The organism is Klebsiella sp. 141203, from assembly GCF_032601985.1.
Taxonomy (GTDB): Bacteria; Pseudomonadota; Gammaproteobacteria; order Enterobacterales; family Enterobacteriaceae; genus Klebsiella; species Klebsiella aerogenes.
This window is the reverse complement of record NZ_JAQIRL010000003.1, coordinates 723,983-750,612: the sequence shown is the minus strand read 5'-3', so window position 1 is coordinate 750,612 and position 26,630 is coordinate 723,983. Positions and strand designations below refer to the sequence as shown.

Genomic DNA, 26,630 nt, shown 5'->3' with positions numbered 1-26,630 from the left:
CCCGAGGGAACGGGAATTATTGCACGCTAATTCTGAGTGCCGCCGCGGTAGCAAACGGACTTAAGGTGGCGCTTCCCGCCAGAAAGGCGCCAAGAATGGCCATATAGCCGTCAACCGGCAACTGCATCTGCGCCGCGCCCACGGCGGCGGTGGCGAAAATCAGTAACGGAATCATCAGCGGCAGCACCAGCAGGCTCAGTAATACGCCGCCGCGCCGCAGGCCGACGGTCAGCCCCACGCCGATGGCGCCAATAAAGCTCAGCGTTGGCGTGCCCATTAACAGCGTCAAGGCCAGCACCTGCCACTCCGCCGTCGAAAGTCCGAATAACATAGCGATCAGCGGAGAGATTATCAGCAGCGGCAGCCCGGAGACTACCCAATGCGCGGCGATTTTTGCCAGCACTACCAGCGACAGCGGCACCGGCATCAGCATCAGTTGCTGCAGCGAGCCATCCAGCCAGTCATCGCGAAACAGCCGGTCCATTGCCAGCAGCGAAGAGAGTAACGCGGCCACCCAGACAATGCCCGGCGCAATCTGCCGGAGCAGCTGCGGTTCGGGGCCGATACTGAGGGGGAACAGGGTGATAATGATCAGGAAAAACCACAGCGGGTTGATAATTTCGGCGTAATTGCGAAAGGCGAGGCGCAGGTCGCGCCAGAATATCTGCTTGATCATGCCGCGACCGCCTCATCGTCGCTCAACATAATCGTGCGTAAGGGAACGCAGAGCGGGCGCAGGGGTTGATGGGTGGTCAGGATGACCGCACCGCCCTGGCCGACGTGCTGCTCCAGCCGGGTGGTCAGCGTTTGCACGCCAGTCGCATCGAGCGCGGTGAAGGGTTCATCTAAAATCCAGAACGTCGCGCGGCTGAGCCATAGTCTCGCGAGCGCGACGCGCCGCTGTTGCCCGGCGGAGAGTTGCGCTACCGGAACATCTTCAAAGCCCACCAGCTCAACCTGCGCCAGCGCCTGCCAGCGCGCATCAATGGTCGCCTCGGGATGGTAAAAGCGCAGATTTTCGTCCGCCGTTAGCGCCCCTTTCACCCCCACCTGATGACCGAGCCATAAGAGCTGCGCATGCCAGCCATCGCGAATGCGCCGCAGCGGTTTGCCCTGCCAGAGAATTTCCCCTTCTTCTGGCGTCGATAACCCGGTCAGGAGGTGTAATAACGAGGTTTTTCCCGCGCCGTTGGGGCCTGAAATTTGAATAATCTCGCCGGGCTGTACCGCAAACGATAAGTGGGTAAAAAGGGTTCGTTCATCCCGCAGGCAGGCGATATTTTTTATTTCCAGCATCAGAAAGCAGGTCCAGTCCGGGCGTCAGCGCATTCAAGTGCCTTATTATAACGAAAGAAAACAATCTGTTTTGCTGAATGTATTAAAATTTTTATACCGGAACTAAGCGGGTAAAAATGCTAAAAACACATAATCGAACGTGCCAGTAGCGGTTGCATTTTCACCACTACCGGCATTCCCTTCTTTAGCGATGCAAGCGTAAAGTGCTGGCAATAGAGGATATTGCCGCAATAGCGCAGGCGAAGCCAAACACATAAACGGCAAACTGTGCGCCGCCTGGGCCGGTTAAGCCGTTCAACAGCGCAATGACCATCGCCACCAGCGCCGCACCGATGGACTGCCCTGTCGTCCTGGCCGTTGATAGCACGCCGGAGGCCGTTACCGTGCGATTTGCTGAGACATTGGCAAACATCTCCTTATTGTTTGGCGGCAGGAATAAGCCATACCCCACCCCGCAAACGGCAACGCGCCACAAGAAATCATTCACCGTCGCGGCGTGCGGCAATAGCGCCAACGACCCTAAGCCAAGACAAAAGATAACCACCCCGACGGTAGAAATTTGCGTCGGATTAAAACGGTTTGACAGTCTTCCCGCTACCGGGGCGCAGAAGGCGACAGCTACCGGCCACGGCGTAAAGATAAACGCCGATTCAAGTACTGAATAGTGATAGCTATGTTGCAACACAAACGGTAAGCCGACCAGCGCCATTCCCTGAGCCACGAACATAGAGACGGATGAAAGCACCGCAAAGCTATATTGCCGTGAACGAAATATATCAAGCGGCAATAAGGGGTGCTTTGCTCGCGTCTGGACGATAATAAAGAAGGCAAATAACGCCACTGACGCCGCCGCGCAATAGATAAGCGTCAGGCTCTCCCAGCGGCCAATTTGATCGACTGCCACCACCATCAAGCCCAATGCCGCTGCCGAACTCAGAGCCCCTGCCCAATCAAAGCCCTTCTCCTTTTCGTTATCCGCCCCTAATGAAATCAGGGAGAAAATAATCGCAGCGCCGCCAAGCGGGATATTGATATAGAAAAGCCACGGCCAGGAAAGATACGAAATGATAAGTCCGCCCAACGCCGGACCGATTGCCGTGCCAACCGCAAAGGCCAGCGCATTCAGCCCGAATATCGTTCCTAGCGCGCGAGGTGGAAAAATAACCCGATATAATCCCAGCCCCACGCTTATCATGACCGCATAACTTACCCCTTGTAGTATCCGCATGGTAACCAGTACGCCAAAGGTCGGCGCAAGGCTACAGCCCAGCGAAGAGAGCGTAAATAACACCATTCCCGCCGTGTAAAAACGCTTCTCACCGATTCTGCTGCCCAGCGACGCGCAAATCAGCATCGTCGCCGCGCTGGCTACCTGATAGCCGTTGGTGATCCAGATACTGGACGCCGAATCGACCTGTAACGCACTGGCAATGGTGGGCAATGCGATATTGACAATAGAGCTATCCAGCGCCGCCATCAGCACGCCAATTAATATGGCCGCGGCGGCTAAATAGCGCCTCGGCGCCTCAAAACCTTGATCAAGAGTACTACTACTTACCAACGACATATCCGCAGGTCCTTTATTAGAATGAAATTACGCGCACAGACTTTCGCTCGCGACGCTTGCCCCTTCGAGATAGGTCAGCATCCCAAGCATAAGTACCTCCTCAGGCCGGGCGATAACCGGAGAGCGCGGCGTTTTCCACGGCTGCTTGCTGCCATTAATACGGATGCTCCTGAGGAAGCAGTAAGCGGTGAGGACATAAAAGCGATGACGCATATTCTCGCCCATTATCGGCAGCAGCCCGGAAATACCGCCAATTTCCGGAATTTCGCTGAGAATATTGCCGTAATCCTGTTTCGCCAGAACAAACATGAGCGCGTCAGACATCGGAACCATTTTCATTGCGTCTTCAACCTCGGCTGCCAGCTCATGCCAGAACGAAAAAGCAAAGCGCGAAAAGCCGAAAAGGGGATCGAGGCCACTGACGGAAAAATCAGGATCGATGAAATGAGTCAATGAACGTTCTTCGTCATAAAGCACGTTGCCAAAGTGAAAATTGAAATGAGCCTTTTCTACCGATCGGAATTCTTCACCACGCGCCATCTCGATCGCTTTTTCGATAACCTCTCTGGCGGTAATGCTAAAACGGACGCCATTCAGTAAAACCGGTTTATCAAACAGATCGTGCGCAAATCGCGTAGCTTCCCACTCCTCCTGCAACCTGGCTGGCATATCGCTGACCCGTGCAGGTTGGTTTTCTATCTCCAGTCCAATCGCGGTTTGGATGTTCTCCAGGGCATTCAGAACTATTTTGCGTCGCGCCGCGAGCGTTCTTTGTTCATCAAGCACGATAGCCGATAGCGGAAGTGAGGCTTTCTTTTCCATAACATAAAACTGACGTCCGGCGGCAACCCCCTCGTGTAACACCGGCACCATCAGCTCCGGGTAAAGAGCATGTAACGCGCGGATTTGCTCAACCTCAGCCTTTAGCTTGCTATTGAAATCAGGAGACATGGCGGTTTTCACCACAAAACCAGAATTTAAAAAATCAACGGTATGGGAACGTGTCATTTTTCAATCTCCTGAAAGGTCGCCACCGGTAGACCTTGGGCAATATTGCGCGCAACGGCGCGAACAACTGCGGTATACCCTACCGAATTGTTAACAAAGGACTGGATAATCACTTCGCTCAGATTCTGCTTCGCCAGATATGCGGGTCGAAGAATGAGTAAATGGTTAGCGTCAGAGAGAATTGTCGAACAGCGGCGCTCATAAGCATAAGCGCGTCCCCCAAGAGGCGACCGCGAGGCCATCACTACATGAGGATGCTGCTTGTTCACGCGCTCAATGGCAGCTTCAATTAAACCAGTCGTTAAAGCACCGTTATCTTCGACGATAAAGCGGTTAATCTGATAGCCAGGGGCATGAACTGGCGCGCGAAGCGACACCGTATTCACCAACGGCGCCCACGGCATAACTTTTTTCTGGCTCATGGCAATTTGCGAGAAGCTGGGACGCAGATTGTCGCGAGCATCCTGCATACGGCCTTCAAAGGAGCGAGTGCCAAGTACGCCATTCGGCGTATCTGGATGCACAATATCGGTTTCAACCGACACAATTTGCGAAGCGTTGCCATGGATAGCATTTAGTGCCTCAACCACAACACGTAATGAAGCATGCATCCCATTGGTCTGGCAGGAACCCAAACAGTACATACCAGAACTTACTACCTTACGCTGAATCGTACTGATATCGTCACTCGTCAGATCGCCAAGGCAGCCATAAATACTTTTTAGGCTATCAGCCTCAGCGACACCCAGAACTACATTGGCCAGCTCCTGCATGTTGCGAGCCACAGGACTGTGCTGATCCATATCCTGTTTGCTGGTGGCAATAAAACCGATATCAAAGCGCCCGTTAACGGGTGGGCACACTTTGGCTAAATCGCCAAAGAAGAAATGAATTTCACGACCGTCAATTTGCAGCGTATCGTCATTGATTATCTCGACCCGGGACTGGATGCCAGGTTGCGCCATCGCCAGACGCGCCACAATGCCATCAATCGGACGTAACTCCGGATAGTGTTTATCAGTAGCAGGCGGATTCGTTACTACGGTCTGCACCACGAAACCATCATTCTGCGGATCGTTTTGAATCAACAGATTTGCGCCAATCTCCGCACCACAGCCAACCAGTATTGCCTTTTTCACTTCATTCACCTTTAGCGTTATAAATTTATGTCAATGATTCAGAAATGGATTAATGCCAGGAAAAAAGTTTCAGGAACTCATTAACAGACATAGTCTCAAGCGCCGGGCCAGTGGTCAGGATATCGGCCAGTCTGTCCGCCCGATCGCGTAGCGGGCTGTCTGAAAGATTCAGATGGAATTTGGTTAGCAGTGCGTCAAAACACTCCTCACGACGGCGGACGTGACCAAGCGGATATTCAATAAGCTCGGCAATCTCCTCCGTCATTCCACGACATTTAATGTACAGCGCATTCGGGATCGCGCGTTTTTCTGGGTCGTAGTAGCTTTCGGTAAAAGAAGGACGTTCAGTGCAGGTAATTTTGTGGCGTAAGGCTTCCAGTTGCGGATCGCAGGCCAATGGCTCATGGAAATCCCTAATCGTCAGATTTCCAGTTTGTAGCCCTACCGCTACCATATATTGCAGGCAGTGGTCGCGATCGGCTGAGTTATTCAGCACACCTGATTTATCAATAATTTGAATCGCCGGACGCGTCGTTTCTACGCGAACATATTCGATTGATTCAGGTGAATAACCGGCGGCAAGTATTTTTTCACGCAGGTTAATTGCCGCCTCGACCGCGGTCTGAGCATGATATTCAGCAGGATTGGGAACTTTAAACAATATATTATTGATGACGAAGTCTGAGAGATCTCGCGTCAGGTTGAACGACTGACCGCGTAGCACCGCATCATCAAATCCCCAGCGTTTAGCCGTTAACGCCGTCGGATACCCCATCTCATCTGCCTGGGCAAACAGCGCCAATTGCAGTCCGCGAGCTGTGGCATCGCCGGCGGCCCATGATTTACGGGTGCCTGCATTAGGTGCATGTCGGTAAGTTCTGAGCGCATGGCCATCAATTATCACGTTGGAAAGCGCACTCAGCGCCTGATCCTTCGATAATCCCATGATCTGTGCAGCTGCAATCGCCGAAGCCACCTTGACCAGCACGACATGATCAATACCTAGCGCATTAAAACAGTTCGACAGGCACAGTACGCCATGAATTTCATACGCCCTGACCATGGTGTTCAGAACCGCCGCCATACTCACCTCTGGCTGGGCGCTATCGGAGAGGCTCCGCCACGCGGCAGCGGCCAGGATTGCCCCAAGGTTATCGGACGGATGTCCCCACTCTTGCGCAAGCCAGGTATCGTTAAACTCAAGCCAGCGGATCATCGAACCAATTTGAAAAGCCGCTTCGATTGGCCCTAACCGCAATGGCGTCCCCATGACCGGGACCCCCTGAGGGTTGCGACTGAATTGCGCGCTGCGCATGAGTCTGGAACAGTCGGCATCTGTAGAGGCGGCTATCGCGCAGCCAATTGAATCCAGCAGACAAAAACGCGCCATCCGGAGCGTCTCATTATTAAAGGCTGTTTGCTCGTAGGCATAATCAACCAGATCGATCATTATTTTATCAAACTCAGCGTGCGCCATGTTTTATCCCATAAACGAAATGAAGGTTTCATCAATACGAGTAATAAAGGCCAGAAAAGCGAGATAACTGAATACAAGAGGATGCGTAACCACTTGATTATAAAATGAATAATTGGCCTTACTGATTAAATCGTAATTGGCGCAGCAATAAAAAACCAGCGAATAAAATCGAGGTATTCATCGAAAAGATTGATACCTTAATGATATTCAACAGAGCATGGCTCATTGCAATGGAGATTCAGGACATACGAATTGATATACGAATAAGCTTATTGATGTCGAACGTCTTCGCTGTGACGCTCTCTGGCCAGCACTACCAACACTGGCAATTAGAAACATGATGACAAAACAAACATCACAAATTATAAATACAATTGCAACATTAAACTAACTTTTAGCATGAGGTCTCAAATGAAGCTAAGTGAACTTCTTGCGTTCGTGACGGTGGTGGAGACAGGGAATATAACCCAAGCCGCAGAGCGCCTGAATCGAGTGCAATCAAGCATTTCCCACCGAATACGAAGTCTCGAGGACAACCTGGATGTCACCCTGTTAGACAGGAAAACCGAAGGATGCACTCCCACAGCGCAAGGCCAGATACTTTATGAGTATGCACTCAAAATTCTGAACCTGGCGGACGATTGCAAAAACAACATTTCCTACTCTAAAAGCAGTCAGTTGACGATAAGAGTTGGAATAATTGAATGTTTACCCCCCTATATTATTAGTTCCTTGATTGATTTAGGCCAGGAGCTGGGCTGGAACATCGACATATCAATCGGCAACACAATTAGTTTGCTCAGCGCCTTTGATAAAAACGAATTTGATGCGGTAATTATTGGCGCCGGATTTTCCAATACACAACATGCACGTTCCATATTGCTCTCAAGCGAGCTGGTAATTATCACCGAGAAAAATCAACCTCCCATTACTGATATCTCCAGTCTGGATGGCGAAGTCTTTTTGCTCAGTAGTAAAAAATGTGCAACGTCTACGCGCAACTTCAATGTGCTGTTCAATGAAGGCAATATCACGCCAAAACGTGTCGTTGAATGCGGATCTTATCCAGTGCTGTTCTCAAGCATTGCCGCGGGTAAAGGGGTATCGTTGGTGTTGCGCTGTTCTATTAGTAGTGAAGTTAAGAACAAGATTAAGATTCATCAGCTCTCCGGGCAGTTCAATGACTTCAAAATAGAGTTGGTGTACCGAACAGACTGTGCCTATCTGGATATCGCCAAATTCACCGGTATGATGACCTCTGTGTTCCAGGATCCTCGGCTGCGCGATATCGGTTATTAACTAACTCATATGAACTGCATAAATTATGCTCGCACCACATTATAAAATACACCTACCTATTGAAGACGATCGGTAAAGGTGATTAGCGGGGATATGTTGTCATTCAAGGAAAATCTTGTAGAAAGCTACGGCTTTCATACTGATTAAGCAGTAAAGCGTGGGAGTGCATCTCATTGACGCATGCCTCCCACCAGAAATGCTGAATATTCAATCTGTCATCATGAGGGTTCGCGCAGGCTGACCAACCTTCTTTCCCGAAACTTTGCCAGAATCGTTTTCATCATTGGTACTTCGAAGTATTTGTATAAAAAAGCGGCGAAAGCAATTGACAGAACCAGAGCAACAGCGATAAGCCCTATTCCTTCAGCTAAATCAAACTTTCTCCCTGCCGTTAAATTCAAAAAATAAAACAGTACTAAGAAATGAACCATATAGAATGCATAAGAGATCTCTCCTAACCAAACCGAGGTTGGCGAATTCAATGCAGTTTTCCTGGTTTTCAAGTCATCGCCGGCAAAAGAGGTAATTAACAAGCAAACAGGAATGATAAATACGACACTCATACTAAATTGGTATGGAATATACATAGAAGCAATATACGTTGCCACCAGTAAGGCAAGTGATACCGTTTTCGACAACATAATTGCCCGGCCATTGATGAGTAGTCGTGCAGCAAACATACCGGCCAGAAACTCAAAAATACGTGCCGGAGGGAAAATATACGAAATCCAGAAATGATGTTGAGAAATAGGGAATGCTCCCATCATTTTATTCGGTTCAGCCCACAGATAGATCGCAACCTGGACTGCTAACGATGTCATTGTGACCAACAACAGGGCAAGTAAATCATGCTTTGTCGGGATCGTCTTCATAATCCGGTAAAGGAATGGAAAAGAGAGATAAAACATCGCTTCGATGCATAAAGACCAACTCGGCCGGTTACCAACGAAAAAGTAATGTACATCGTTAAACCAGGTATTCACCAACAGCAGATTGGTCGACCATAATTTATATTGATAAACACTGACTGCACCAATTAAAAATGCAACCAACCATGTCAGGAAATGTGTTGGATAAATTTTAGCAAAACGCCGCAGATAAAAATCACCAACGGTATCCGTATCTTTCGCGGACCATACCATGATAAACCCGCTCAAAATAAAGAAGTATGACACTCCCAGCCAACCAGCTTTACCGACAATAACGGTATAGATATGTTGAATCGTCGGATTGGCGAATGGGGCGAGATCGCTGGGCAGTGATGCATGAAATAAAAAAACTAAAAAAGCAGCCCAAAACCTGCTTCCGGTGATGGAAGGAAGCTTAGGCCGCACTGAAAATGCTCCTGCCGCTATTGATTGCATCCCTGGCGTGATATGTGCTTCACCGTAAAGCTTATCACTACTCATTTCTTTTGTTATTACAGAACTCATTACACTCCTCCACAGATGGTATTTTTATATCACCAAGTTATTCTGAAATAGAAAGATGATTACTGGTATAAAAATTAATAACGGCAAAGCAGTATCGACTCAGATTAATGTCTATTACTCATCGGTAATAATGCAATATCCTGTGTTAAGCTTTTTAATATAACCAAAACCCTGCTGACCAAAATGCATACCGCCAACAAGAACTTGATCGGAGCTGGCCATCTCAAGGATGCGCGCACGCGTCTCCGCTGCCAACAGTGGATCATAATCAAAGGCGATAGTGACATCCGGCTTTAATAGCTGAATATGTGGGAAATGCACAATATCCCCCCAAATCAATAGGCTGTTATGACTCCCGACAATGCTATAGCCGGTATGTCCAGGTGTATGGCCTTTCAAGGGAATAGCACGTATGCCGGCAAGCACTTCACCATCATCAATTAACTGAAGCCGATCTTGATACTGTTTAAAAACGCTGCGCGCCAACAGGAAATTACCTTTAACGCGATCGCTGACCGTCGCAAACTGGTTATCGTCTTGCAGATAATCATATTCATCACGACTGATGAATAGCTCCGCGCGAGGAAATATAGCTTCTCCCTGAGCATTAACCAGGCCACCAATATGATCGGGATGAGCATGAGTGAGTAGAACGGCATCAATATCATCTGGTTGCAAGCCCAGTTTAGCTAAATTCTTAACTAAACCGCCCCCCCAACCTTTAATGCCACCAGCACCGCTATCAATGAGGATATTCTTCCCCTGCTGCTGCACTAAAAAGGTATTGATATGAACTGAATTTGGTTCCTCAGGACAGGATTTTTGCTGAATGGCCCTGCACTCCGTTTCATCTACATTTGCCAGTAGCCCGAAGTCAACCTGCAAGTAGCCATCGCTAACCGCAGTCACTAAGACATCCCCAAGGTCCTTCATTGGCAATTTTTCATTCATATTTTATCCTTTAATTTTTAGCGAAAATATTATTGGCTTGATAAAGGAAACAGCGAATTCTCGCCACAACGCCGATCCTCTCTTTAATTAACAAATCTACCTGATGTAAAAATTCATTCATCACCGGTTCGCTACGAAATATTTCTTGTCTGAGTTTTGCCTCGACATAAACCGGCGTACCATAGCCGATTTCAGCAGTGAGATAAGTAATGTGGATATTATTGTCTTTAGCTTGCAGTATCTCTTTGGCTAAATTTGCCAGGGCAATCGAAAATTCAGCAAAGGCGGCGGAATCCAACCGATATCTTGCTGATGTATATACAGTAATACTGGGCATTTAGAAACTACTCCTGCAACAGGTATTTTAGCAACGTGGAACTACACGGTATGGGTAGTCACCAGACGCATGCGTTTAATCACATCCGGATTAACCACCGTGCCCAACTCGGCATCACCACGGCGGAGTTTATCCACCCATTCCATTCCTTTGGTAACCTGACCAACGACGGTATAGTTTTGATCTAAATATCGAGCGCGGGTTGAGGTGATAAAAAATTGATGGCAAGCACTGTGCGGATTTCGCGATCTGGCCATGCCAATAGTGCCGCGTTCAAACGGCAAATGATTAATCTCCGCAGCCAGTTTTGGCATTACGCGGGGATCAAACCGTGTATTTTGTAGCGGCTCACCAGTTTGCGCCATAAACCCATCAATAACCCTGGAAAAAGGCATACCATCATAAAATTTAGACTGTACGAGTGTCTTAATCCGCGCCACATGATTAGGGGCAATATCAGAAAATAACTTTATCGTGACGATACCACTATCCAACTCCATCTCAATAGTATCATCTGCAGAACCTAGCCATTTTAACGCGGCAGGCAACGCGACGGCGCCCGCACATAATCCCAGGCAGCCGCCAATAAATAACCGACGATTCATATCATTTACTCCATTCTGGCGACAGAAATTACCGCCTGTCGCTGCATTTGCTCATTAGCCGCGCTGATTGGCCCCTTATCGCGGCATTGATCTATTAATGTGTTTGCGCTTTCTCAATAAATGTAATGATCTCATCGGTAAGCGCATCCGGTTTTTCTAAATTAGGTAAATGTGAAGCGCCGGGGATAACATGTAATTCGGCATTACGCTTTTTCGCCAGACGTTGCGCGTAGTCTTGCGGAGTCAGCTTATCTTCCGCTCCCCTGACTATAACCGCACTAACGCCATGGATATCCATATTAGTCAAATCAGTATCGGCAATAGCTAAAGAACACCCGGAGAAAGCTTCGACCGTTGTATTGCGCAGCATTTTCCTCAGACCGTCAGCCTCAGGCGAGTCGATAAATTGCGGCGTGACCCAATTACTGATAATTCCTCTCTCAAGGTGCTCAAGACCATGCTGGAAAACATCCTCCGCCCTTGCGCGCCATAGCGAGGGCGGAGCGGCATTCACCAGCGAAGTATCAATAATCACCATCCCCTGTACGCGTTGCGGTAATTTGAAGCCAATCCATTGTGCTATCGTGCCGCCAATTGAAACACCGACGACATAAAACTTATTGATGTTCAGATGATCGACGACAGCAATAACATCATCGGCAAGATCTTCCATTGAAAAAGGCAACGCGTCGACGGCACTGAGCCCATGTCCGCGAATATCCAGGCGGACTACTCGATAACGCTCGGTTAATCGCGGCATTTGCAGATCCCAAAGATGCATATCCGTTCCTAACGAGTGAAGAAGAATCACTGTCGTCGCATTTTCTGGGCCCTGTACATCGACATGCTGAGTTAATTTCAGTGGTCGGATAAACATTTAAAATCTCCGTATGCTTATTTTTACTTTTATCATTGACTCCGGATGCCGGTACACAGGCTCAGACGCACGGTTATACCAAAGAAATGTTTATCTGTTTAAGCTATCCCGCAAGCGCACTCATCAGGAAAAACGTGAGGTTATTTCCCGCATTAACATCGGATAAATGTTCTTATCTTGTTAGTACTGCTAGTATTATTAGAGTAATTTAATCCTGTGCTCTAACGGATAATTTCGATATCGCTATCGAATTTGTTGATGTGGTAAAGCCCCCCAATTCCCACCTGCTACGCTTACTACTCCATTCCATAAAAAAGGCTCAACCATGAATATTGATTTATCGGGGAAAGTCGCGCTGGTGACGGCATCCACGGCCGGCATCGGTTATGCCATTGCCAAAGGGCTGGCGACAAGCGGCGCTGAAGTGATAATCAACGGCCGCAGCGAACATAGCGTTAATGCGGCGATGGCGCGACTGCAACAGGAGGTGCCGGGATTCCGGCCCTATCCCGCGGTGGCCGATCTCAGTGACGCCGCGGGCGTCAGCCAACTGCTGCAGGCGGTGAATGAAGTCGATATCCTGGTGAATAACGCCGGTATTTACGGCCCGCAGGACTTTTACGCCACCGATGACGCCACCTGGGAAAACTATTGGCAAACCAACGTGATGTCCGGCGTTCGCCTGTCACGCGCGCTGTTGCCCGCCATGGTGCGTAAAGGCTGGGGACGGGTGGTCTTTATCTCCTCCGAATCGGCACGCAATATTCCCGCCGACATGATCCACTACGGCGTGACCAAAACCGCGCAGCTGTCGCTGGCCCGCGGGCTGGCGAAATACGTCGCCGGCAGCGGCGTCACCGTAAACAGCGTGCTGCCCGGCCCGACCCTTTCTGACGGTTTTGCCGAAATGATGAAAGAGGAAGTCGCCCGCACCGGTAAGCCGCTGGAACAACTGGCGAAAGAGTTTGTTATGGCGCAGCGCCCCGCTTCCGTTATTCAGCGTGCAGCCTCGGTGGACGAGGTGGCCAATATGGTGGTCTACGTCTGTTCGCAGCAGGCTTCTGCCACCTCCGGCGCCGCGCTGCGGGTCGATGGCGGCGTGGTCGATGATATTGTCTGAATTGTCCGCTAAGCAAGGGGAGCAAAGCTCCCCTGAGATTGATGACAAACCTCATGCAACCGTTGGACTTACAGATTGCAAGAGACAAATAACAAGGAAAATCAATTTATTGGTTTTCGGCTGATAACCACAAAGAAGGAAAAACCACGCTTTTTCCTTCTTTGTCAGCAGTCTGGGGGGAGTAAAGCTCCCCTTTCTCACCTGCAGTTGCGCTATTTAGCGCTAAATAGCTCAAAAGGTTTAAAACACGCCGCGATGTCGCACAAAGTGAACAGGAAGTCACATTCACGATATTTATCATTACTGTTTTGAATATAAATAGTGGTGTTAATGTCTGTCATCAGAAGCTTACTTTTCTTTCTCGGCGCGGCGGCGGCTTCCGCCATTGCGGTACTTTGTCTATGGATGGATATCCGGGTGTTTGGCAACGATATTCCGGAGATTTCGCTTACCGAGGTGGTGCAGGAGGTCGTGCTGACGATAATCGTGCTGATTCACTTCCTGCTGGCGAAAAAATATGAGCTCCTGCGCTACTGTAATATCCTCGTTGGCGGCTTCTTCCTGGCGATGCTGATCCGCGAACTGGATGCGCTGTTTGATCTTATTACTCACGGTAGCTGGGTGTGGTTCGCGCTGGCAGCGACGATAGCCGCGCTGATCGCTCCGCTGCGCCACGCTCGTCAAACGCTGTCGCAACTGGCGCAATACACCCGCACGCCTTACTACGGCATGATGATAAGCGGCCTGCTGGCGATTCTGGTCTTCTCACGGCTGTTCGGCATGCATGGCTTATGGTATGCCGTACTCGATGAAAATTACGCGCGGGTGGTGAAAAACACCGTTGAAGAGGGTAGCGAATCGTTCGGCTACATGCTTTGTCTGACCGCCTCGATTGGCTACTACTGCTACTTCCGCTATCAGGCGCGGCAGAAAAGCTAATCCACTGCGCCGCCAGAATGTCGCATTCGGGCGGCTGCGCGAATCATGAATTACCCCTGAATTTTCCACTTCCGCTTGAGCACATTTTTGTCCTGGCTGTCCAGCCACTGGTTCACTTTCTCAAGCAGCGCCGGATTATCCTTATTCATCATATAGACCTTATAGCTGGCGGTGCCGGGGAACGGCTTCTCATTCGCCACGCAGAACACGCCGGGCTCCTTACTCTGGTAGTAATCCCCTTCTATCAGGTCGGTCACCATCATATCGGCCGTTTTTTGCCGCAGCGCCTGCAGATTATCGACATTGTTCTGCACGCGGATGATCTGCGCATGCTTGATGTGCTCATCAACAAAACTTTGGTTGGTGCCGCCGGGGTTCACAATCACCTTCACATTCGGCTGGTCGATTTTTTCAAGGCTGCCGAGCGCTGGCGCGGCGCTGCAGTTCGCCAGGGCGATTTTACCATTGGCCACCACCGGATGGCTCAGGGAGAAATCTTTCGCCCGTGCCGCCGTCTCCGTTACGCCGCCCATAGCGATATCAAACTTATCGGCTTTTAAATCAGTCGATAACGTTGGCCAGCTGGTGATAATAAACGTCACCTTCACACCCAGCGTTTTCCCCAGATCGTGCGCCATATCGACGTCGTAGCCGATAAGTTCGCCGGCGCCGTTATGAAACGCCAACGGCGCATAATCCCCCGGCACGCCAACCTTTAACTCGCCGCTTTGTTGAATCGACTGCATATCACGCGCATGGCCCGCCAGTGCGGCCAGGGATAGCGTCAGGGCAAGCACCGCCTTCACTTTCATTTCATGATCCTTTTTTAATCATCAGGTTTTTGGTTATCACTCTGTCTGTCGCTGACGGCAAGCAAAAATATCTCTCTACCGCTCCGGCTTATAACCATTTTGTTAACCATATGTTTTATTTTTGTGATGCACAACCAGGATTCATTGCACCTTCTTTGTGCAATGAATCGCCAAAATCTACGCTCAAGATCCGACACTTCCCCATTACATTCGCGATATTGCTGGAAACAGCGCTTTCTGGCACAGCTGGCACGCATCGTGCTTTGTTAATTGAGTATCAGAATTCTGTTAAATGAGAGCGAACTATCATTAAGGGCAGAGATGAACGATAGCAACGGCTTGTTTCACATTATTGAATCCACTTTCAGCCAGCTCACGCCGAGCGAAAAGCGTATTGGCAGTTGGTTGTTAAGCCATCGGGAGCATATCCCGTTTGAGACCGCCGACAGCATTGCGCAGGCCACCGGCACCAGCGGGATAACCGTAGGCCGCTATCTGCGCAAGCTGGGCTATCGCAATCTCGATGACGTGAAGCACAGCCTGAAGGAGCCCGCTTCAACGCCCTACCGCCAATGGGGAGTGATTGACCGGCTTGACTCCTGGTCACAGCAGCAGGCGCAGCCAGATCGCGCCAGCCTGTCGTTGCAGATGGAGCTGGATGCCATTCGCTATGTCTACCAACTGGCGCAGGAACCGATCTTCGCCCGCGTCAGTCAACGCATCGCCGAAGCCGACGCGGTTATCATCATTGGCATTCAGTCGACCCGCGGCATCGCCAACACGTTCTTCAGCCATCTGGAATACCTGCGCCCGCGCGTGACCTACGCCGACGGCAGCTCCGGTAGCTGGCTGGAATCATTAAATTCTGAATACCAGCGCCCCTATGTGGTGCTGACCGATACCCGCGCTTACTCCGTCGCCGCGCGCCAGTTTTGCCGGGTCGCCTGCGAGCGCGGGGTTGCCACCGCGCTGGTCACCGATATCTGGTGCCCATGGGCACGCGACTATCCGGTTGATTTATTACAGGTGAAAACCGATACCGGCCACTTCTGGGATTCACTGGCGCCGATCGGTTGTCTTTTTAATCTGCTGCTCTCCGCGGTGGTGGAACGGCTGGGACCGAGCCTCTCCAGCCGCCTTGCCGCGAACCGCGCGCTGCAGCAGGAATTTGGTCAGTTTGAACGTTAAGGAAATTTTCGATGAGCCATCTTTCCCTGGTGGATATCGCCGCGCGTTTTCCCACGCTGCCTGTCGACCTGAAATACGCCACCGCAGATAACATTACCGGCCAACCGATTTATCGCGAAGCCCGCTGCCTGCTGCACCCCGACGCGGCCGCCGCGCTGGAGAAATCTATCGCCATCGCCGCGCTGGCGGGCTATCGCCTGCTGGTGCTTGACGCCTATCGTCCACAGCGCGCCCAGCAACTGTTGTGGAATGCCTGCCCGAACCAGGATTATGTCGTACCGGCCAATATCGGCTCCAACCACAGCCGCGGCACCGCCATCGACGTAACGCTACTCGATGACCACAACAACCTACTCGACATGGGCACCGCCTTTGACGAAATGGACGATCGCTCGCATCCCTACCACCCGGCGGTAGCGCAGGAGGCCCAGCGCAATCGCCTGTTGCTGAACGCCATTATGTTCGGCGGCGGATTTAAAGGTATTACCACGGAATGGTGGCACTTCGAACTACCGGACGCGGCCGGTTATCCGCTACTCGATGATGTTTTCGCCTGTTTCTCCCCCGCTCAGATTGACGGAGTTTCACCATGAACATGACTCGCCCAGCATCCGTAGGTTTTCGCCCGTTACTGTTAGCCGCCGCGCTCTGCGCCGCTGTCCCCTCCGCCTTTGCCGCGGTGCCAAAAGATATGCTGGTGATAGGCAAAGCCGCCGACCCGCAAACGCTCGACCCGGCCGTCACCATCGATAACAACGACTGGACGGTGACCTACCCGGCCTATCAGCGGCTGGTCAAATACAAAACCGATAATGGCAAAGGTTCAACCGATGTCGAAGGCGATCTCGCCGAAAACTGGCAGGCCTCCGACGACGGCAAAACCTGGACCTTCACTCTGCGCAAAGGCGCGCAGTTTGACGACGGCTCGCCGGTGACGGCAGAGGCGGTCAAACTCTCTTTCGAACGGCTAATGCGCATTAAACAGGGGCCATCGGAGGCGTTTCCCAGCGGGTTGAAGGTGGATGCCGTCGATCCGGCCACCGTTCGCTTCACGCTGCCGGAATCTTTCGCGCCGTTCCTGCATACGCTCGCCAATGACGGCGCCTCCATCATTAACCCGGCGGTGCTGAAAGCCAACGCCGCCGATGACGCCCGCGCCTATCTGGCCGAGCACACCGCGGGCTCCGGCGCGTATAGCCTGCAGCGCTGGCAGAAAGGGCAACAGTTGGTGCTGGTGCCCAACCCGCACTTCAGCGGCAACAAGCCGGCCTTTAAGCGCGTCACGGTGAAAATCATCGGCGAAAGCGCCGCCCGTCGTCTGCAGTTGACCAAGGGCGATTTGGATATCGCCGACGCCCTGCCGGTCGATCAGTTTGCGGCATTGAAGAAAGAGGACAAGGTCGCGGTCTACGACTACCCGGCGCTGCGCGTCACCTACCTGTATCTCAACAACAGCAAAGCGCCGATGAACCAGGCGGATCTGCGCCGCGCGGTGTCGTGGGCAACGGACTATAAAGGCATGGTCGACGGCATTCTTGGCGGTAATGGTAAGCAGATGCGCGGGCCGATCCCCGATGGCATGTGGGGCTACGACGCCAGCGCCATGCAGTATTCATTAGATCCCGACAAAGCCAAAGCGGCGCTGGATAAGGTGGCGGATAAGCCGAAAACGCTGACGTTCCTCTACTCCGATAACGATCCGAACTGGGAGCCGATTGCGCTCTCCACTCAGGCCAACCTGCAGGCGCTGGGTATCCAGGTCAAGCTGGAGAAACTGGCCAACGCCACCATGCGCGAGCGCGTGGGTAAAGGTGATTACGACATCGCTATCGGTAACTGGAGCCCGGACTTCGCCGACCCCTATATGTTTATGAACTACTGGTTCGAGTCGGACAAAAAAGGGCTGCCGGGAAACCGCGCATTCTACGACAACCCGCAGGTTGATGCGTTATTGAAACAGGCGGTCGCCACCACCGATCAGGCGGCGCGAACCAAAGATTATCAGCAGGCGCAAAAGACCGTCATTGATGACGCCGCCTACGTCTACCTGTTCCAGAAAAACTATCAGGTCGCCATGAACAAAGAGGTGAAAGGCTTCGTTTTCAACCCGATGCTTGAGCAGATTTACAATATCGCCGACATGCACAAGTAGCGGGCCGTCTCTCCATCTTGTCTGGTCGGGCCGTCGCAGGCCCGGCCGAGGAGCGCCATCATGAGTTTCTGGGGTTTAATACGACAGCGCTGTTGGGGGCTGATTTTAGTCGTCGCCGGCGTCTGCGTGATTACGTTTATTATTTCGCACCTGATTCCCGGCGACCCGGCGCGGCTGCTGGCGGGCGATCGCGCCAGCGATGAAATCGTCCGCCATATTCGCCAGCAGCTGGGGCTGGATTTACCGCTATGGCAGCAGTTTGCCCGCTACGTTGACGCCCTGCTCCACGGCGATCTCGGCACCTCGATTCGCACCGGCCGCCCGGTCCTGGAAGATTTGAAAACCTTCTTCCCGGCGACGCTAGAACTGGCCTTTTGCGCGCTGCTGATTGCCCTGCTGGTCGGTATCCCGCTCGGCGTGCTGTCGGCGGTATACCGCAATCGCTGGACCGATCACCTGGTGCGCCTGATGGCGCTGACCGGCATTTCAACCCCGGCGTTCTGGCTCGGTCTCGGAGTGATCGTGCTGTTTTACGGCAAGCTCGATTGGCTGCCCGGCAGCGGCAGGCTCGATGACTGGTTCGATCCGCCCACCCGCGTCAGCGGCTTTTATCTGCTGGATTCACTACTGGAAGGCAATATCGAGGTCTTCTTCAATGCCCTGCAGCACCTCATTTTGCCGGCGGCCACCCTTGCCTTCGTTCATCTTGGCATCGTCGCCCGGCAGATCCGCTCGGCGATGCTCGAACAGCTCAATGAGGATTACATTCGGACCGCGTTGGCCAGCGGCCTGCCGAAATTCACCATTGTGGTGCGCTATGCGCTACCCAACGCGCTGATCCCCTCCATCACCGTGCTCGGGCTGGCGCTGGGCGATCTGCTGTACGGCGCGGTGCTCACGGAAACGGTGTTCGCCTGGCCTGGAATGGGCGCTTACGTGGTGTCTTCGATTCAGGCGCTCGATTTCCCCGCCGTGATGGGCTTCGCCATCGTGGTCTCCTTTGCTTACGTACTGGTCAACCTGGTAGTCGACCTGCTCTATTTATGGATCGACCCGCGCATGGGTCGGGGAGAAAGCTAAGTGATGATGACTCAGGAACAACTGCTTCCACGGCCAAAGGCTGAAAAAAGCGGCCACTGGAAGCGTCGTTGGTGGTTGATCCGCCAAAGTCCTCTAACGCTAATTGGCGCGGCGATCATGCTGATCATGCTGTTTTTAATGATCTTCTCGCCGTGGCTGACGCCGCACGATCCTAACGCTATCAACCTTGCCGCGCGTCTGCAGGCGCCGTCGTTCGCTCACTGGTTTGGTACCGACGAGGTCGGCCGCGATCTGTTCAGCCGCGTGCTGATCGGCAGCCAGCAGTCGGTAGCCGCCGGGCTGGCGGTGGTATTGATCGCCGGGATCAGCGGCTCGCTGCTGGGCTGTCTCTCCGGGGTGCTTGGCGGGCGCAGCGACGCGCTGATTATGCGTCTGATGGACATTATGCTGTCGATTCCGTCTCTGGTGCTGACCATGGCGCTGGCGGCGGCGTTAGGTCCGAGCCTTTTCAACGCGATGCTGGCGATCGCCATCGTGCGTATTCCATTTTACGTGCGGCTGGCCCGCGGCCAGACGCTGGTCGTGCGTCAGCATACTTTCGTCGAGGCCTCGGTGACGTTTGGCGCCTCGCGCTGGCATCTGATCAGCTGGCATATTCTGCGTAACGCCCTGCCGCCGCTGGTGGTGCAGGCCTCGCTGGATATCGGCAGCGCGATCCTGATGGCCGCCACGCTCGGTTTTATTGGCCTCGGCGCCCAGCAGCCCACTGCGGAGTGGGGCGCGATGGTCGCTAACGGCCGCAACTACGTGCTCGATCAGTGGTGGTACTGCGCCTTCCCCGGCGCGGCGATCCTGATCACCGCCGTCGGCTTTAACCTGTTTGGCGATGGCATTCAGGATCTGCTGGATCCCAAGGCCGGAGGGCGCAACTAATGGAAAATCGGGTCTTAACTATCGATAACGTTCGCCTGAGTTTCCCGGTCTATCAGGGCCAGGTCAACGTGCTGAATAATATCTCGCTGCACATCGATCGCGGTGAAATCGTCGGCGTGGTGGGCGAGTCGGGTTCCGGTAAATCGGTGACCGCGATGCTGGCGATGCGTCTGCTCCCCGCCGGTAGCTATCAGATTCATAGCGGCGCTATCACCCTGATGGGTCACGATATGCTCAACCTAACGGAAAAAACGCTGCGCGATATTCGCGGCAGTAAGGTCGCGATGATTTTTCAGGAGCCGATGACCGCGCTAAACCCTACCCGACGCATCGGTAAGCAGATGGTAGACGTCATTCGCCAGCACCGTCCCATGTCGATGCGTGAGGCGCGCGCACGCGCCGTCGAACTGCTGGCGGATATGCAAATTGCCGACCCGCAAAGCGTGCTCAAGCGCTATCCCTTCGAACTCTCCGGCGGCATGCGCCAGCGGGTGATGATCGCTATCGCCTTTTCTTGCGAGCCCGACCTGCTGATTGCCGACGAACCAACCACCGCGCTGGACGTCACCGTGCAGCGTCAGGTGCTGCGCCTGTTAAAGCAAAAGGCCCAGGCGACCGGTGCCGCCGTGCTGTTTATCAGCCACGATATGGCGGTGGTCTCTCAGGTGTGCGATCGGCTGTACGTCATGTACGCCGGCGCGGTCATTGAAAGCGGCAACACCGGGGAAGTGCTGCAGCAGCCGCAGCATCCCTACTCTATCGGCCTGTTAAACAGCGCCCCCGATAATGGCGAACCGCGCGCGCCGCTACGTTCTATTCCCGGCACCGTGCCGAATCTGGCGCGTCTTCCTGCCGGCTGCGCCTTCCGCGAACGCTGCTTCGCCGCGGGTGAAGCCTGCGGTATCACCCCCACGCTGCAGGCTCATGGTAGCGCCGCCGATAGACAGGCTGCCTGCTGGTACCCGCAACGGGAGAACGCCCATGTCTGAGACGCTATTAACCCTCAATGATGTGCACCTGACCTTTGCCGCGCAGAAAAACTGGCGCGGGAAAGTCATCGAACGCGTCTATGCGCTAAATGGTCTGGATATGACGGCCAGGCGCGGCGAAACCTTAGGGATCGTTGGCGAATCCGGCTGTGGAAAAAGCACCCTGGCGAAGCTACTGATGGGCATGTTAAAGCCCTCTTCCGGCCACTTCACCCGCGCGCCGGCGCGCGGCGAAAACCAGAGCGGACGCATGCAAATGGTGTTTCAGGATCCGCTCTCATCGCTGGATCCGCGGCTACCGGTCTGGCGCACCATTACCGAACCGGTGTGGATCCAATCGCGCATGCCTGAAAAGGCGCGTCGCGATCTCGCCGAGCAGCTGGCGCTACAGGTGGGGATCCGTAGCGAATATCTCGATCGGCTGCCGCACGCTTTTTCCGGCGGCCAGCGCCAGCGTATCGCCATCGCCCGCGCGCTCTCGTCACAGCCGGAGATAATCGTGCTCGATGAGCCGACTTCGGCGCTGGATATCTCGGTGCAGGCGCAGATCCTTAATCTGCTGGTCGAACTGCAGCAGCGGCAGAATCTCACCTACGTGCTGATTTCGCATAACGTCTCGGTGATACGCCATATGAGCGATCGGGTGGCGGTGATGTATCTCGGGCAAATCGTTGAGATGGGGGAGGCCCGGCAGGTACTGGATAATCCCGCGCATCCTTATACCCGGCTATTGATGGAGTCGGTACCACGCATCGGTTCGCCATTAGGCGAAGGTGTGCGCAATACCGAACTACCGGGTAACCGCCGGCTGCCGACGGGCTGCTACTTTCGGGAACGCTGTCCTTACGCCAGCCAGGGCTGCGAACGGCCGCAGCCGCTGGAGGCACAAGCGAATGGCGCGCAGGTCCGCTGCTGGAAAGCGCAAACAATAAGATGAGACCGGTCGCCGCCCGGTGCTACTGTTATCGGTTTGCAACTTTTTCGCTTGAGAAAACGTTTATCGCATGTCGCTTCAGAGGACATTGCGCTCCCGGTTGATTTTTATGCAATATGCTTTACGTGGCGCAGGGTGCGCACAGACCGTAGGCCGGATAAGGCGAAGCCGCCATCCGGCGCAAAAGCGGCGCCTTATCCGCGGATATTGCCCGGCGGCGCTGCGCTTGCGCGGGCCTACAGATCCAGTGCAATGGGTGGCCCATTGCCATAGGTAGCCCGGGGAAGGCGGTTACGCCGCCCCCGGGTTAGCCGTTATAAATGAATCAGAACAGCCCCAACGGCGCGGTGCTGTAGCTCACCAGCAGGTTTTTGGTCTGTTGATAGGCTTCCAGCGCCATTTTGTGGGTTTCTCGCCCGACGCCGGACTGCTTATAGCCACCAAACGCGGCATGCGCCGGATAAACGTGATAGCAGTTGGTCCACACTCGACCGGCCTTGATGCCACGCCCCATGCGGTACGCCAGGTTGGTATCCCGCGTCCATACCCCGGCCCCTAAACCAAACTGCGTCTGGTTCGCGATAGCCAGCGCCTCCGCCTCGTCCTTAAAGGTAGTCACGCCGATGACCGGGCCAAAGATCTCCTCCTGGAAGCTGCGCATCTCGTTGTGCCCTTTAATCAGCGTCGGCTGAATATAGAAGCCGCTATCCAGCTCGGCGGTAATGCTCGCCCGATCGCCGCCGGTGAGGATCTGCCCGCCTTCATCACGAGCGATCTTGATATACGACAGGATCTTATCGAACTGCTGACGTGACGCCTGAGCGCCGATCATCGTTTCGGTATCAAACGGATCGCCGCGACGGATCTGCATCACTTTCGCCATAACCCGCTCCATAAACGGCTCATAGATCGATTCGTGGATCAACGCGCGCGATGGACAAGTACAAACTTCACCCTGATTGAAGAAGCCCAGTACCAGCCCTTCCACCGCCTTCTCAATAAACTCCTCCTCGCCATCCATCACGTCGGCGAAATAGATATTCGGCGACTTGCCGCCCAGCTCAACGGTGCAGGGAATAATATTCTCTGCCGCGCAGGCCATAATGTGACGGCCCACCGGCGTCGAACCGGTAAAAGCGATTTTAGCGATCCGCTTGCTCGTCGCCAGCGCTTCGCCGGCCTCTTTGCCAAAGCCCTGCACCACGTTCAACACCCCTGCCGGGAAGAGATCGCCGATGATTTCCATCAGCAAAGTAATACTCAGCGGCGTCTGCTCCGCCGGTTTTAAGACCACGCAGTTGCCTGCCGCCAGCGCGGGCGCCAGTTTCCATGCCGCCATCAGCAGCGGGAAGTTCCACGGAATAATTTGCCCGACCACGCCCAACGGTTCGTGGAAATGATAAGCCACGGTGGTGTCGTCAATTTCAGCAGTACTGCCTTCCTGCGCGCGCAGACAACCGGCGAAATAGCGGAAATGATCGACCGCCAGCGGCAGATCGGCGTTCAGGGTTTCACGGATAGGTTTGCCATTATCCCAGCTCTCCGCGACCGCCAGATACTCGAGGTTCTCCTGAATGCGGTCAGCGACCTGCAGCAGAAGATGGGAACGCTGTTGTACCGAGGTTCGCCCCCAGGCGTCCGCCGCCCGGTGTGCCGCATCAAGGGCCAAATCGATATCTTTGGCGTCGGAACGGGGAAACTGCGCAATGTTGCTCCCATCGACGGGAGAAGTATTCATGAAATATTCGCCGCTTAACGGCTCGACGAATTTACCGTCTATGAAGTTGCCGTAGGCCGATTTGAATGAAACCAAAGCGCCCGGTTTGCCAGGATGGACATAACGCATTGCAATCTCCTTCTGTAGGGTTAAGGCGCAGCGGCGTAGTGGTTTTTGCTATTGTCCGCTGCACGCTTTCTCCTGTAGCAGGGGTTATGCCAATTTTGCGTACTTCACATAAAATTCATAACTTCCAAATAATTACATATATCCCTCTGCCGATTCGCGTCCTCTTTGTCGCACAAGATCCCGCTTCTGTGTTGCGAATCGCAACATCAAGAAAACCAAATCGCTACAATATTGCAACACAACCCAGCCGACCACGAGGTGCGCCGTGCAAGGAAATCCGTTCACTATCACCGCCGAGACGCAGTCAAGCGCCCTGCTGAGCGACTCCTGGCAACGCAGCCAGCGCTACGGCCTGCAGCCGACGAGCGACGAATTTCCGCGCCTGCGCGGCGGCGAACTGGCCGACGTGCTGGAAAGCAACCGCAGCCTGCAACGACTGGCGCAACCGGTGGCGACGCCGCTGGCGCAACGTGCCGCCGGGTTGCAATCGGTAGTGATTCTCTCCGATGCCAGCGGGCTGGTGCTCCAAACCTTCGGCAATAGCGCGGCAATGAAAAAAGCGCAAAGCTTCGCGCTAGAGCCTGGCAATATCTGGAGCGAAAGCGGTCGCGGCACCAACGCTATCGGTACCGCGCTGGCGATTGACGACAGCTGCGAAGTCGAAGGCCGTCAACACTATTTAACCCGTAATCAGGATTTGTACTGCGCGGCGGTTCCCCTACAAAGCCCCGATGGCCAGATTGCCGGGGCGCTGGATATTTCCGGCCCGGCGCATATCCCGCATCCCCACTCTCTGGCGTGGATTAAAGAGGCGGCCAAACAGATTGAATATCTGTGGGTGAAACAGAGCCTGCATCCGCAGCAGTGGTTAATGAGCCTGCACTCGCGGGTGCAGAAGCTCGATAGCGCCGAAGAGCTGCTGCTGGTCTTCTCCGATAACCTGCTGACCGCGGCCAATCGGCTGGCCATTCGCGAACTGGGCCTGCAGTCCGGTCAGATAGGGCAAATGACCTTCCAGCAGTTGTTCCCCCGCCTGACGCAAACGGCGGTTAGCGTGCCGCTGCCGATGACCTTCCAGCAACGTGGCTACTACTACCGCCTGCGTGCGCCAACCTGCACCAGCGTCGCTGTCCCCGCGCAACCAGCGCTTAACCTGCCGTTTTGCCCGTCCGGCGAAGGCGAGAAAATGGTCCGCCTGCTCAATGCCGGTATCGCGCTGTGTATCGAAGGAGAAACCGGCTGCGGTAAAGAGTTCCTCAGCCGCGAACTACATGCACATAGCCGCTGGCGCAGCGGTAAATTCGTCGCCATCAACTGCGCGGCCATCCCCGAATCGCTGATTGAATCGGAGCTTTTCGGTTATCAGGCGGGCGCTTTTACCGGCGCGAATAAAAACGGCTATATCGGCAAAATTCGCGAAGCCGATGGCGGGGTGCTGTTTCTCGATGAAATCGGCGATATGCCGCTGGCTCTGCAAACCCGTCTGCTGCGGGTGCTGCAGGAAAAAGAGGTCATGCCGCTGGGCGGGAATCGCAGCGCGCCGGTAAACTTCGCCTTGATTTGCGCCACCCACCGTCATCTCGCACAGCGCGTCGCCGAAGGTGCATTTCGCGAAGACCTGCTCTATCGCCTGCGCGAGTATGCTTTTACCATCCCGCCGCTACGCCAATGGCCTGAACTCAAGCAGTTTATTCCAGCGCTGTGGCGTTCGCTTGGCGCGGCAGAACGCCATATCACTCTCTCCGATGCCCTGATTAATCAACTGACATTATGCCGTTGGCCGGGTAACGTGCGTCAGTTGCAAAGCCTGCTCAAAGTTCTGTTGGCGCTGGCGGACGATGGCGAATGCCTGGGCGTCGCGGCGCTGCCGGAGGAGTATCAAAGCGCGCCGCAAACCAGCGCTCCAGGCGGGCTTCAACAACATGATGCAAAGCTGATTGCCGATACGCTGGCCAGCTTTAACGGCAACGTGAGTAAAGCGGCGCAGGCGTTAGGCGTCGCGCGCAGCACGCTGTATCGGCGGGCCGCGCGCGTACAAAGGAAGTGACTACGGCGTAAAGCGCGCCGGCAGCCAGGAGAAGAGACGGCGACTCAGCGCTTCGCACAAGGCCACTAGCGTCTGCCCCAGCCGTTGCCAGACCACTTTCGCCACGCAGACGCCCAGTGCTGAAATCAACGCAGCGCCCAGCATATCCAGCGGGAAATGGACGCCGAGAAAAATACGCGCCCACGCCACTGGCAGCGCCGCCGCCAGCACCAGCAGCCCCATGCCGCGCAGGCGTAATGATAGCAGCGCGAAAGCGGCGCTGAACATCACGGTGCCGTGATCGCTTGGGAAAGAGTTATCCGCCGGGTGGCTTATCCAGGTATGGCCCAGCGGGATCATAAACGGCCGCGGATGGAACCACAGCGTTCCGCAGGCAAACCCAAGCCCTAACGCTATCAAAATCGTCATGGCGCAAAACAGCGCCTGTCGATGTCCCTGACGACCGCCGAGGAACCATAATCCCAGCAATATCGCCGGGACTAAAAGGATAATCCAGCTGGCGGAGAATCGCGCCAGCAGCAATAGGCTGTCCGGCGTACCAGGCCCGGCATTCAGCGCGAGGAAGGCGCTCTGGTTAAACGTTTCTAACAGGTTCATGGCGAGTTCTCGTCACAGTCATCATGCTGTCATTATCGCCGGG

At 53.8% G+C, this 26,630-nt stretch carries 25 protein-coding genes; 11 read left to right on the top strand and 14 right to left on the bottom strand.

Going from position 1 to position 26,630, the window contains the following annotated elements; all coding sequences use genetic code 11:
* Positions 1 to 16 precede the first annotated feature (16 nt).
* The 6 genes from ccmB to PGR29_RS16140 form a co-directional block, all read right to left on the bottom strand.
* The gene (gene ccmB / locus PGR29_RS16165) at positions 17 to 676 is read right to left on the bottom strand and encodes a heme exporter protein CcmB (RefSeq protein ID WP_015370111.1); all 660 of its coding nucleotides are present in this window, start codon (positions 674 to 676) and stop codon (positions 17 to 19) included.
* A complete protein-coding gene (gene ccmA, locus PGR29_RS16160) occupies positions 673 to 1,296 on the bottom strand; it encodes a cytochrome c biogenesis heme-transporting ATPase CcmA (RefSeq protein ID WP_316424877.1) in 624 nt (207 codons plus the stop codon). The genes ccmB and ccmA overlap by 4 nt, the downstream gene beginning before the upstream one ends.
* Positions 1,297 to 1,480: 184 nt before the next feature.
* Complete coding sequence (locus PGR29_RS16155; protein ID WP_047050258.1) at positions 1,481 to 2,863, bottom strand: MFS transporter; 1,383 nt, start codon at positions 2,861 to 2,863, stop codon at positions 1,481 to 1,483.
* Positions 2,864 to 2,890: 27 nt separating this feature from the next.
* Entirely contained in the window at positions 2,891 to 3,871 is a 981-nt protein-coding gene (locus PGR29_RS16150; RefSeq protein WP_316424875.1) for a hypothetical protein, read from the bottom strand.
* The gene (locus PGR29_RS16145) at positions 3,868 to 5,010 is read right to left on the bottom strand and encodes a hypothetical protein (RefSeq protein WP_113374602.1); all 1,143 of its coding nucleotides are present in this window, start codon (positions 5,008 to 5,010) and stop codon (positions 3,868 to 3,870) included. The genes PGR29_RS16150 and PGR29_RS16145 overlap by 4 nt, the downstream gene beginning before the upstream one ends.
* A gap of 49 nt (positions 5,011 to 5,059) precedes the next feature.
* On the bottom strand, positions 5,060 to 6,487 hold the full coding sequence (locus PGR29_RS16140) for a bifunctional 2-methylcitrate dehydratase/aconitate hydratase (protein WP_045395151.1): 1,428 nt from the start codon (positions 6,485 to 6,487) through the stop codon (positions 5,060 to 5,062).
* Positions 6,488 to 6,898: 411 nt separating this feature from the next.
* Here PGR29_RS16140 and PGR29_RS16135 point away from each other — a divergent pair, with 411 nt between their 5' ends.
* The gene (locus tag PGR29_RS16135) at positions 6,899 to 7,786 is read left to right on the top strand and encodes a LysR family transcriptional regulator (RefSeq protein WP_316424873.1); all 888 of its coding nucleotides are present in this window, start codon (positions 6,899 to 6,901) and stop codon (positions 7,784 to 7,786) included.
* A 218-nt stretch (positions 7,787 to 8,004) separates the two neighbouring features.
* On the opposite strand, the gene PGR29_RS16130 is transcribed toward PGR29_RS16135, so the two are convergent.
* From PGR29_RS16130 to PGR29_RS16110, 5 genes are all read right to left on the bottom strand, one after another.
* Positions 8,005 to 9,219, bottom strand: a complete 1,215-nt coding sequence (locus PGR29_RS16130; RefSeq protein ID WP_087858655.1) for an acyltransferase family protein — start codon at positions 9,217 to 9,219, stop codon at positions 8,005 to 8,007.
* A gap of 114 nt (positions 9,220 to 9,333) precedes the next feature.
* Positions 9,334 to 10,170 (bottom strand): MBL fold metallo-hydrolase, encoded by an 837-nt coding sequence (locus tag PGR29_RS16125; RefSeq protein WP_316424871.1) that lies wholly within the window; start codon positions 10,168 to 10,170, stop codon positions 9,334 to 9,336.
* Between the two features lie 10 nt (positions 10,171 to 10,180).
* A complete protein-coding gene (locus PGR29_RS16120) occupies positions 10,181 to 10,507 on the bottom strand; it encodes a hypothetical protein (RefSeq protein WP_316424870.1) in 327 nt (108 codons plus the stop codon).
* Between the two features lie 41 nt (positions 10,508 to 10,548).
* Complete coding sequence (locus PGR29_RS16115; protein WP_045395159.1) at positions 10,549 to 11,112, bottom strand: peptidylprolyl isomerase; 564 nt, start codon at positions 11,110 to 11,112, stop codon at positions 10,549 to 10,551.
* A 94-nt stretch (positions 11,113 to 11,206) separates the two neighbouring features.
* Positions 11,207 to 11,989 carry an alpha/beta fold hydrolase gene (locus PGR29_RS16110; RefSeq protein ID WP_087858658.1) on the bottom strand — a complete coding sequence of 261 codons (783 nt, stop codon included), beginning with the start codon at positions 11,987 to 11,989 and terminating at the stop codon, positions 11,207 to 11,209.
* A 325-nt stretch (positions 11,990 to 12,314) separates the two neighbouring features.
* On the opposite strand from PGR29_RS16110, the gene PGR29_RS16105 reads away from it, so the two are divergent.
* Together PGR29_RS16105 and PGR29_RS16100 are read left to right on the top strand one after the other, a co-directional pair.
* Complete coding sequence (locus PGR29_RS16105) at positions 12,315 to 13,109, top strand: SDR family NAD(P)-dependent oxidoreductase (RefSeq protein WP_087858659.1); 795 nt, start codon at positions 12,315 to 12,317, stop codon at positions 13,107 to 13,109.
* A 330-nt stretch (positions 13,110 to 13,439) separates the two neighbouring features.
* A complete protein-coding gene (locus PGR29_RS16100; RefSeq protein WP_113374606.1) occupies positions 13,440 to 14,048 on the top strand; it encodes a transporter in 609 nt (202 codons plus the stop codon).
* 50 nt (positions 14,049 to 14,098) lie between these two features.
* On the opposite strand, the gene PGR29_RS16095 is transcribed toward PGR29_RS16100, so the two are convergent.
* On the bottom strand, positions 14,099 to 14,860 hold the full coding sequence (locus tag PGR29_RS16095) for a transporter substrate-binding domain-containing protein (RefSeq protein WP_316424865.1): 762 nt from the start codon (positions 14,858 to 14,860) through the stop codon (positions 14,099 to 14,101).
* Positions 14,861 to 15,181: 321 nt separating this feature from the next.
* Here PGR29_RS16095 and PGR29_RS16090 point away from each other — a divergent pair, with 321 nt between their 5' ends.
* The 7 genes from PGR29_RS16090 to PGR29_RS16060 are packed head-to-tail and all read left to right on the top strand — an operon-like array spanning position 15,182 to position 22,100.
* Positions 15,182 to 16,048 carry a MurR/RpiR family transcriptional regulator gene (locus tag PGR29_RS16090; RefSeq protein ID WP_087858664.1) on the top strand — a complete coding sequence of 289 codons (867 nt, stop codon included), beginning with the start codon at positions 15,182 to 15,184 and terminating at the stop codon, positions 16,046 to 16,048.
* An 11-nt stretch (positions 16,049 to 16,059) separates the two neighbouring features.
* Positions 16,060 to 16,641: a D-alanyl-D-alanine dipeptidase gene (gene ddpX / locus PGR29_RS16085; RefSeq protein ID WP_113374609.1), complete on the top strand. Its 582-nt coding sequence runs from the start codon at positions 16,060 to 16,062 to the stop codon at positions 16,639 to 16,641.
* Positions 16,638 to 18,200 (top strand): ABC transporter substrate-binding protein, encoded by a 1,563-nt coding sequence (locus tag PGR29_RS16080; RefSeq protein ID WP_113374610.1) that lies wholly within the window; start codon positions 16,638 to 16,640, stop codon positions 18,198 to 18,200. Before ddpX ends, PGR29_RS16080 begins: the two co-directional genes overlap by 4 nt.
* A 60-nt stretch (positions 18,201 to 18,260) precedes the next feature.
* A complete protein-coding gene (locus PGR29_RS16075) occupies positions 18,261 to 19,280 on the top strand; it encodes an ABC transporter permease (RefSeq protein WP_015370098.1) in 1,020 nt (339 codons plus the stop codon).
* Entirely contained in the window at positions 19,281 to 20,174 is an 894-nt protein-coding gene (ddpC, locus tag PGR29_RS16070; RefSeq protein ID WP_410477034.1) for a D,D-dipeptide ABC transporter permease, read from the top strand. It abuts the gene before it with no gap.
* Entirely contained in the window at positions 20,174 to 21,163 is a 990-nt protein-coding gene (locus PGR29_RS16065) for an ABC transporter ATP-binding protein (protein ID WP_213317219.1), read from the top strand. Before ddpC ends, PGR29_RS16065 begins: the two co-directional genes overlap by 1 nt.
* Positions 21,156 to 22,100: an oligopeptide/dipeptide ABC transporter ATP-binding protein gene (locus PGR29_RS16060; RefSeq protein WP_015370095.1), complete on the top strand. Its 945-nt coding sequence runs from the start codon at positions 21,156 to 21,158 to the stop codon at positions 22,098 to 22,100. Before PGR29_RS16065 ends, PGR29_RS16060 begins: the two co-directional genes overlap by 8 nt.
* 322 nt (positions 22,101 to 22,422) lie before the next feature.
* Here PGR29_RS16060 and exaC read toward each other — a convergent pair whose 3' ends face one another.
* Complete coding sequence (gene exaC / locus PGR29_RS16055; RefSeq protein ID WP_171829684.1) at positions 22,423 to 23,943, bottom strand: acetaldehyde dehydrogenase ExaC; 1,521 nt, start codon at positions 23,941 to 23,943, stop codon at positions 22,423 to 22,425.
* A gap of 265 nt (positions 23,944 to 24,208) precedes the next feature.
* On the opposite strand from exaC, the gene PGR29_RS16050 reads away from it, so the two are divergent.
* Complete coding sequence (locus PGR29_RS16050) at positions 24,209 to 25,990, top strand: sigma-54-dependent Fis family transcriptional regulator (RefSeq protein WP_316424860.1); 1,782 nt, start codon at positions 24,209 to 24,211, stop codon at positions 25,988 to 25,990.
* Here the strand turns inward: PGR29_RS16050 and PGR29_RS16045 are convergent, their stop codons facing one another.
* On the bottom strand, positions 25,991 to 26,587 hold the full coding sequence (locus PGR29_RS16045; protein ID WP_087858671.1) for an undecaprenyl-diphosphatase: 597 nt from the start codon (positions 26,585 to 26,587) through the stop codon (positions 25,991 to 25,993).
* Between the last annotated feature and the right edge of the window lie 43 nt (positions 26,588 to 26,630).

What these genes read in the sequence shown, in the direction of transcription:
- ccmB (WP_015370111.1), bottom strand. Translation starts at nt 676, where the DNA reads ATGATCAAGCAGATATTCTGGCGCGACCTGCGCCTCGCCTTTCGCAAT.
- ccmA (WP_316424877.1), bottom strand. Translation starts at nt 1,296, where the DNA reads ATGCTGGAAATAAAAAATATCGCCTGCCTGCGGGATGAACGAACCCTT.
- PGR29_RS16155 (WP_047050258.1), bottom strand. Translation starts at nt 2,863, where the DNA reads ATGTCGTTGGTAAGTAGTAGTACTCTTGATCAAGGTTTTGAGGCGCCG.
- PGR29_RS16150 (WP_316424875.1), bottom strand. Translation starts at nt 3,871, where the DNA reads ATGACACGTTCCCATACCGTTGATTTTTTAAATTCTGGTTTTGTGGTG.
- PGR29_RS16140 (WP_045395151.1), bottom strand. Translation starts at nt 6,487, where the DNA reads ATGGCGCACGCTGAGTTTGATAAAATAATGATCGATCTGGTTGATTAT.
- PGR29_RS16135 (WP_316424873.1), top strand. Translation starts at nt 6,899, where the DNA reads ATGAAGCTAAGTGAACTTCTTGCGTTCGTGACGGTGGTGGAGACAGGG.
- PGR29_RS16130 (WP_087858655.1), bottom strand. Translation starts at nt 9,219, where the DNA reads ATGAGTTCTGTAATAACAAAAGAAATGAGTAGTGATAAGCTTTACGGT.
- PGR29_RS16125 (WP_316424871.1), bottom strand. Translation starts at nt 10,170, where the DNA reads ATGAATGAAAAATTGCCAATGAAGGACCTTGGGGATGTCTTAGTGACT.
- PGR29_RS16120 (WP_316424870.1), bottom strand. Translation starts at nt 10,507, where the DNA reads ATGCCCAGTATTACTGTATATACATCAGCAAGATATCGGTTGGATTCC.
- PGR29_RS16115 (WP_045395159.1), bottom strand. Translation starts at nt 11,112, where the DNA reads ATGAATCGTCGGTTATTTATTGGCGGCTGCCTGGGATTATGTGCGGGC.
- PGR29_RS16110 (WP_087858658.1), bottom strand. Translation starts at nt 11,989, where the DNA reads ATGTTTATCCGACCACTGAAATTAACTCAGCATGTCGATGTACAGGGC.
- PGR29_RS16105 (WP_087858659.1), top strand. Translation starts at nt 12,315, where the DNA reads ATGAATATTGATTTATCGGGGAAAGTCGCGCTGGTGACGGCATCCACG.
- PGR29_RS16100 (WP_113374606.1), top strand. Translation starts at nt 13,440, where the DNA reads ATGTCTGTCATCAGAAGCTTACTTTTCTTTCTCGGCGCGGCGGCGGCT.
- PGR29_RS16095 (WP_316424865.1), bottom strand. Translation starts at nt 14,860, where the DNA reads ATGAAAGTGAAGGCGGTGCTTGCCCTGACGCTATCCCTGGCCGCACTG.
- PGR29_RS16090 (WP_087858664.1), top strand. Translation starts at nt 15,182, where the DNA reads ATGAACGATAGCAACGGCTTGTTTCACATTATTGAATCCACTTTCAGC.
- ddpX (WP_113374609.1), top strand. Translation starts at nt 16,060, where the DNA reads ATGAGCCATCTTTCCCTGGTGGATATCGCCGCGCGTTTTCCCACGCTG.
- PGR29_RS16080 (WP_113374610.1), top strand. Translation starts at nt 16,638, where the DNA reads ATGAACATGACTCGCCCAGCATCCGTAGGTTTTCGCCCGTTACTGTTA.
- PGR29_RS16075 (WP_015370098.1), top strand. Translation starts at nt 18,261, where the DNA reads ATGAGTTTCTGGGGTTTAATACGACAGCGCTGTTGGGGGCTGATTTTA.
- PGR29_RS16065 (WP_213317219.1), top strand. Translation starts at nt 20,174, where the DNA reads ATGGAAAATCGGGTCTTAACTATCGATAACGTTCGCCTGAGTTTCCCG.
- PGR29_RS16060 (WP_015370095.1), top strand. Translation starts at nt 21,156, where the DNA reads ATGTCTGAGACGCTATTAACCCTCAATGATGTGCACCTGACCTTTGCC.
- exaC (WP_171829684.1), bottom strand. Translation starts at nt 23,943, where the DNA reads ATGCGTTATGTCCATCCTGGCAAACCGGGCGCTTTGGTTTCATTCAAA.
- PGR29_RS16045 (WP_087858671.1), bottom strand. Translation starts at nt 26,587, where the DNA reads ATGAACCTGTTAGAAACGTTTAACCAGAGCGCCTTCCTCGCGCTGAAT.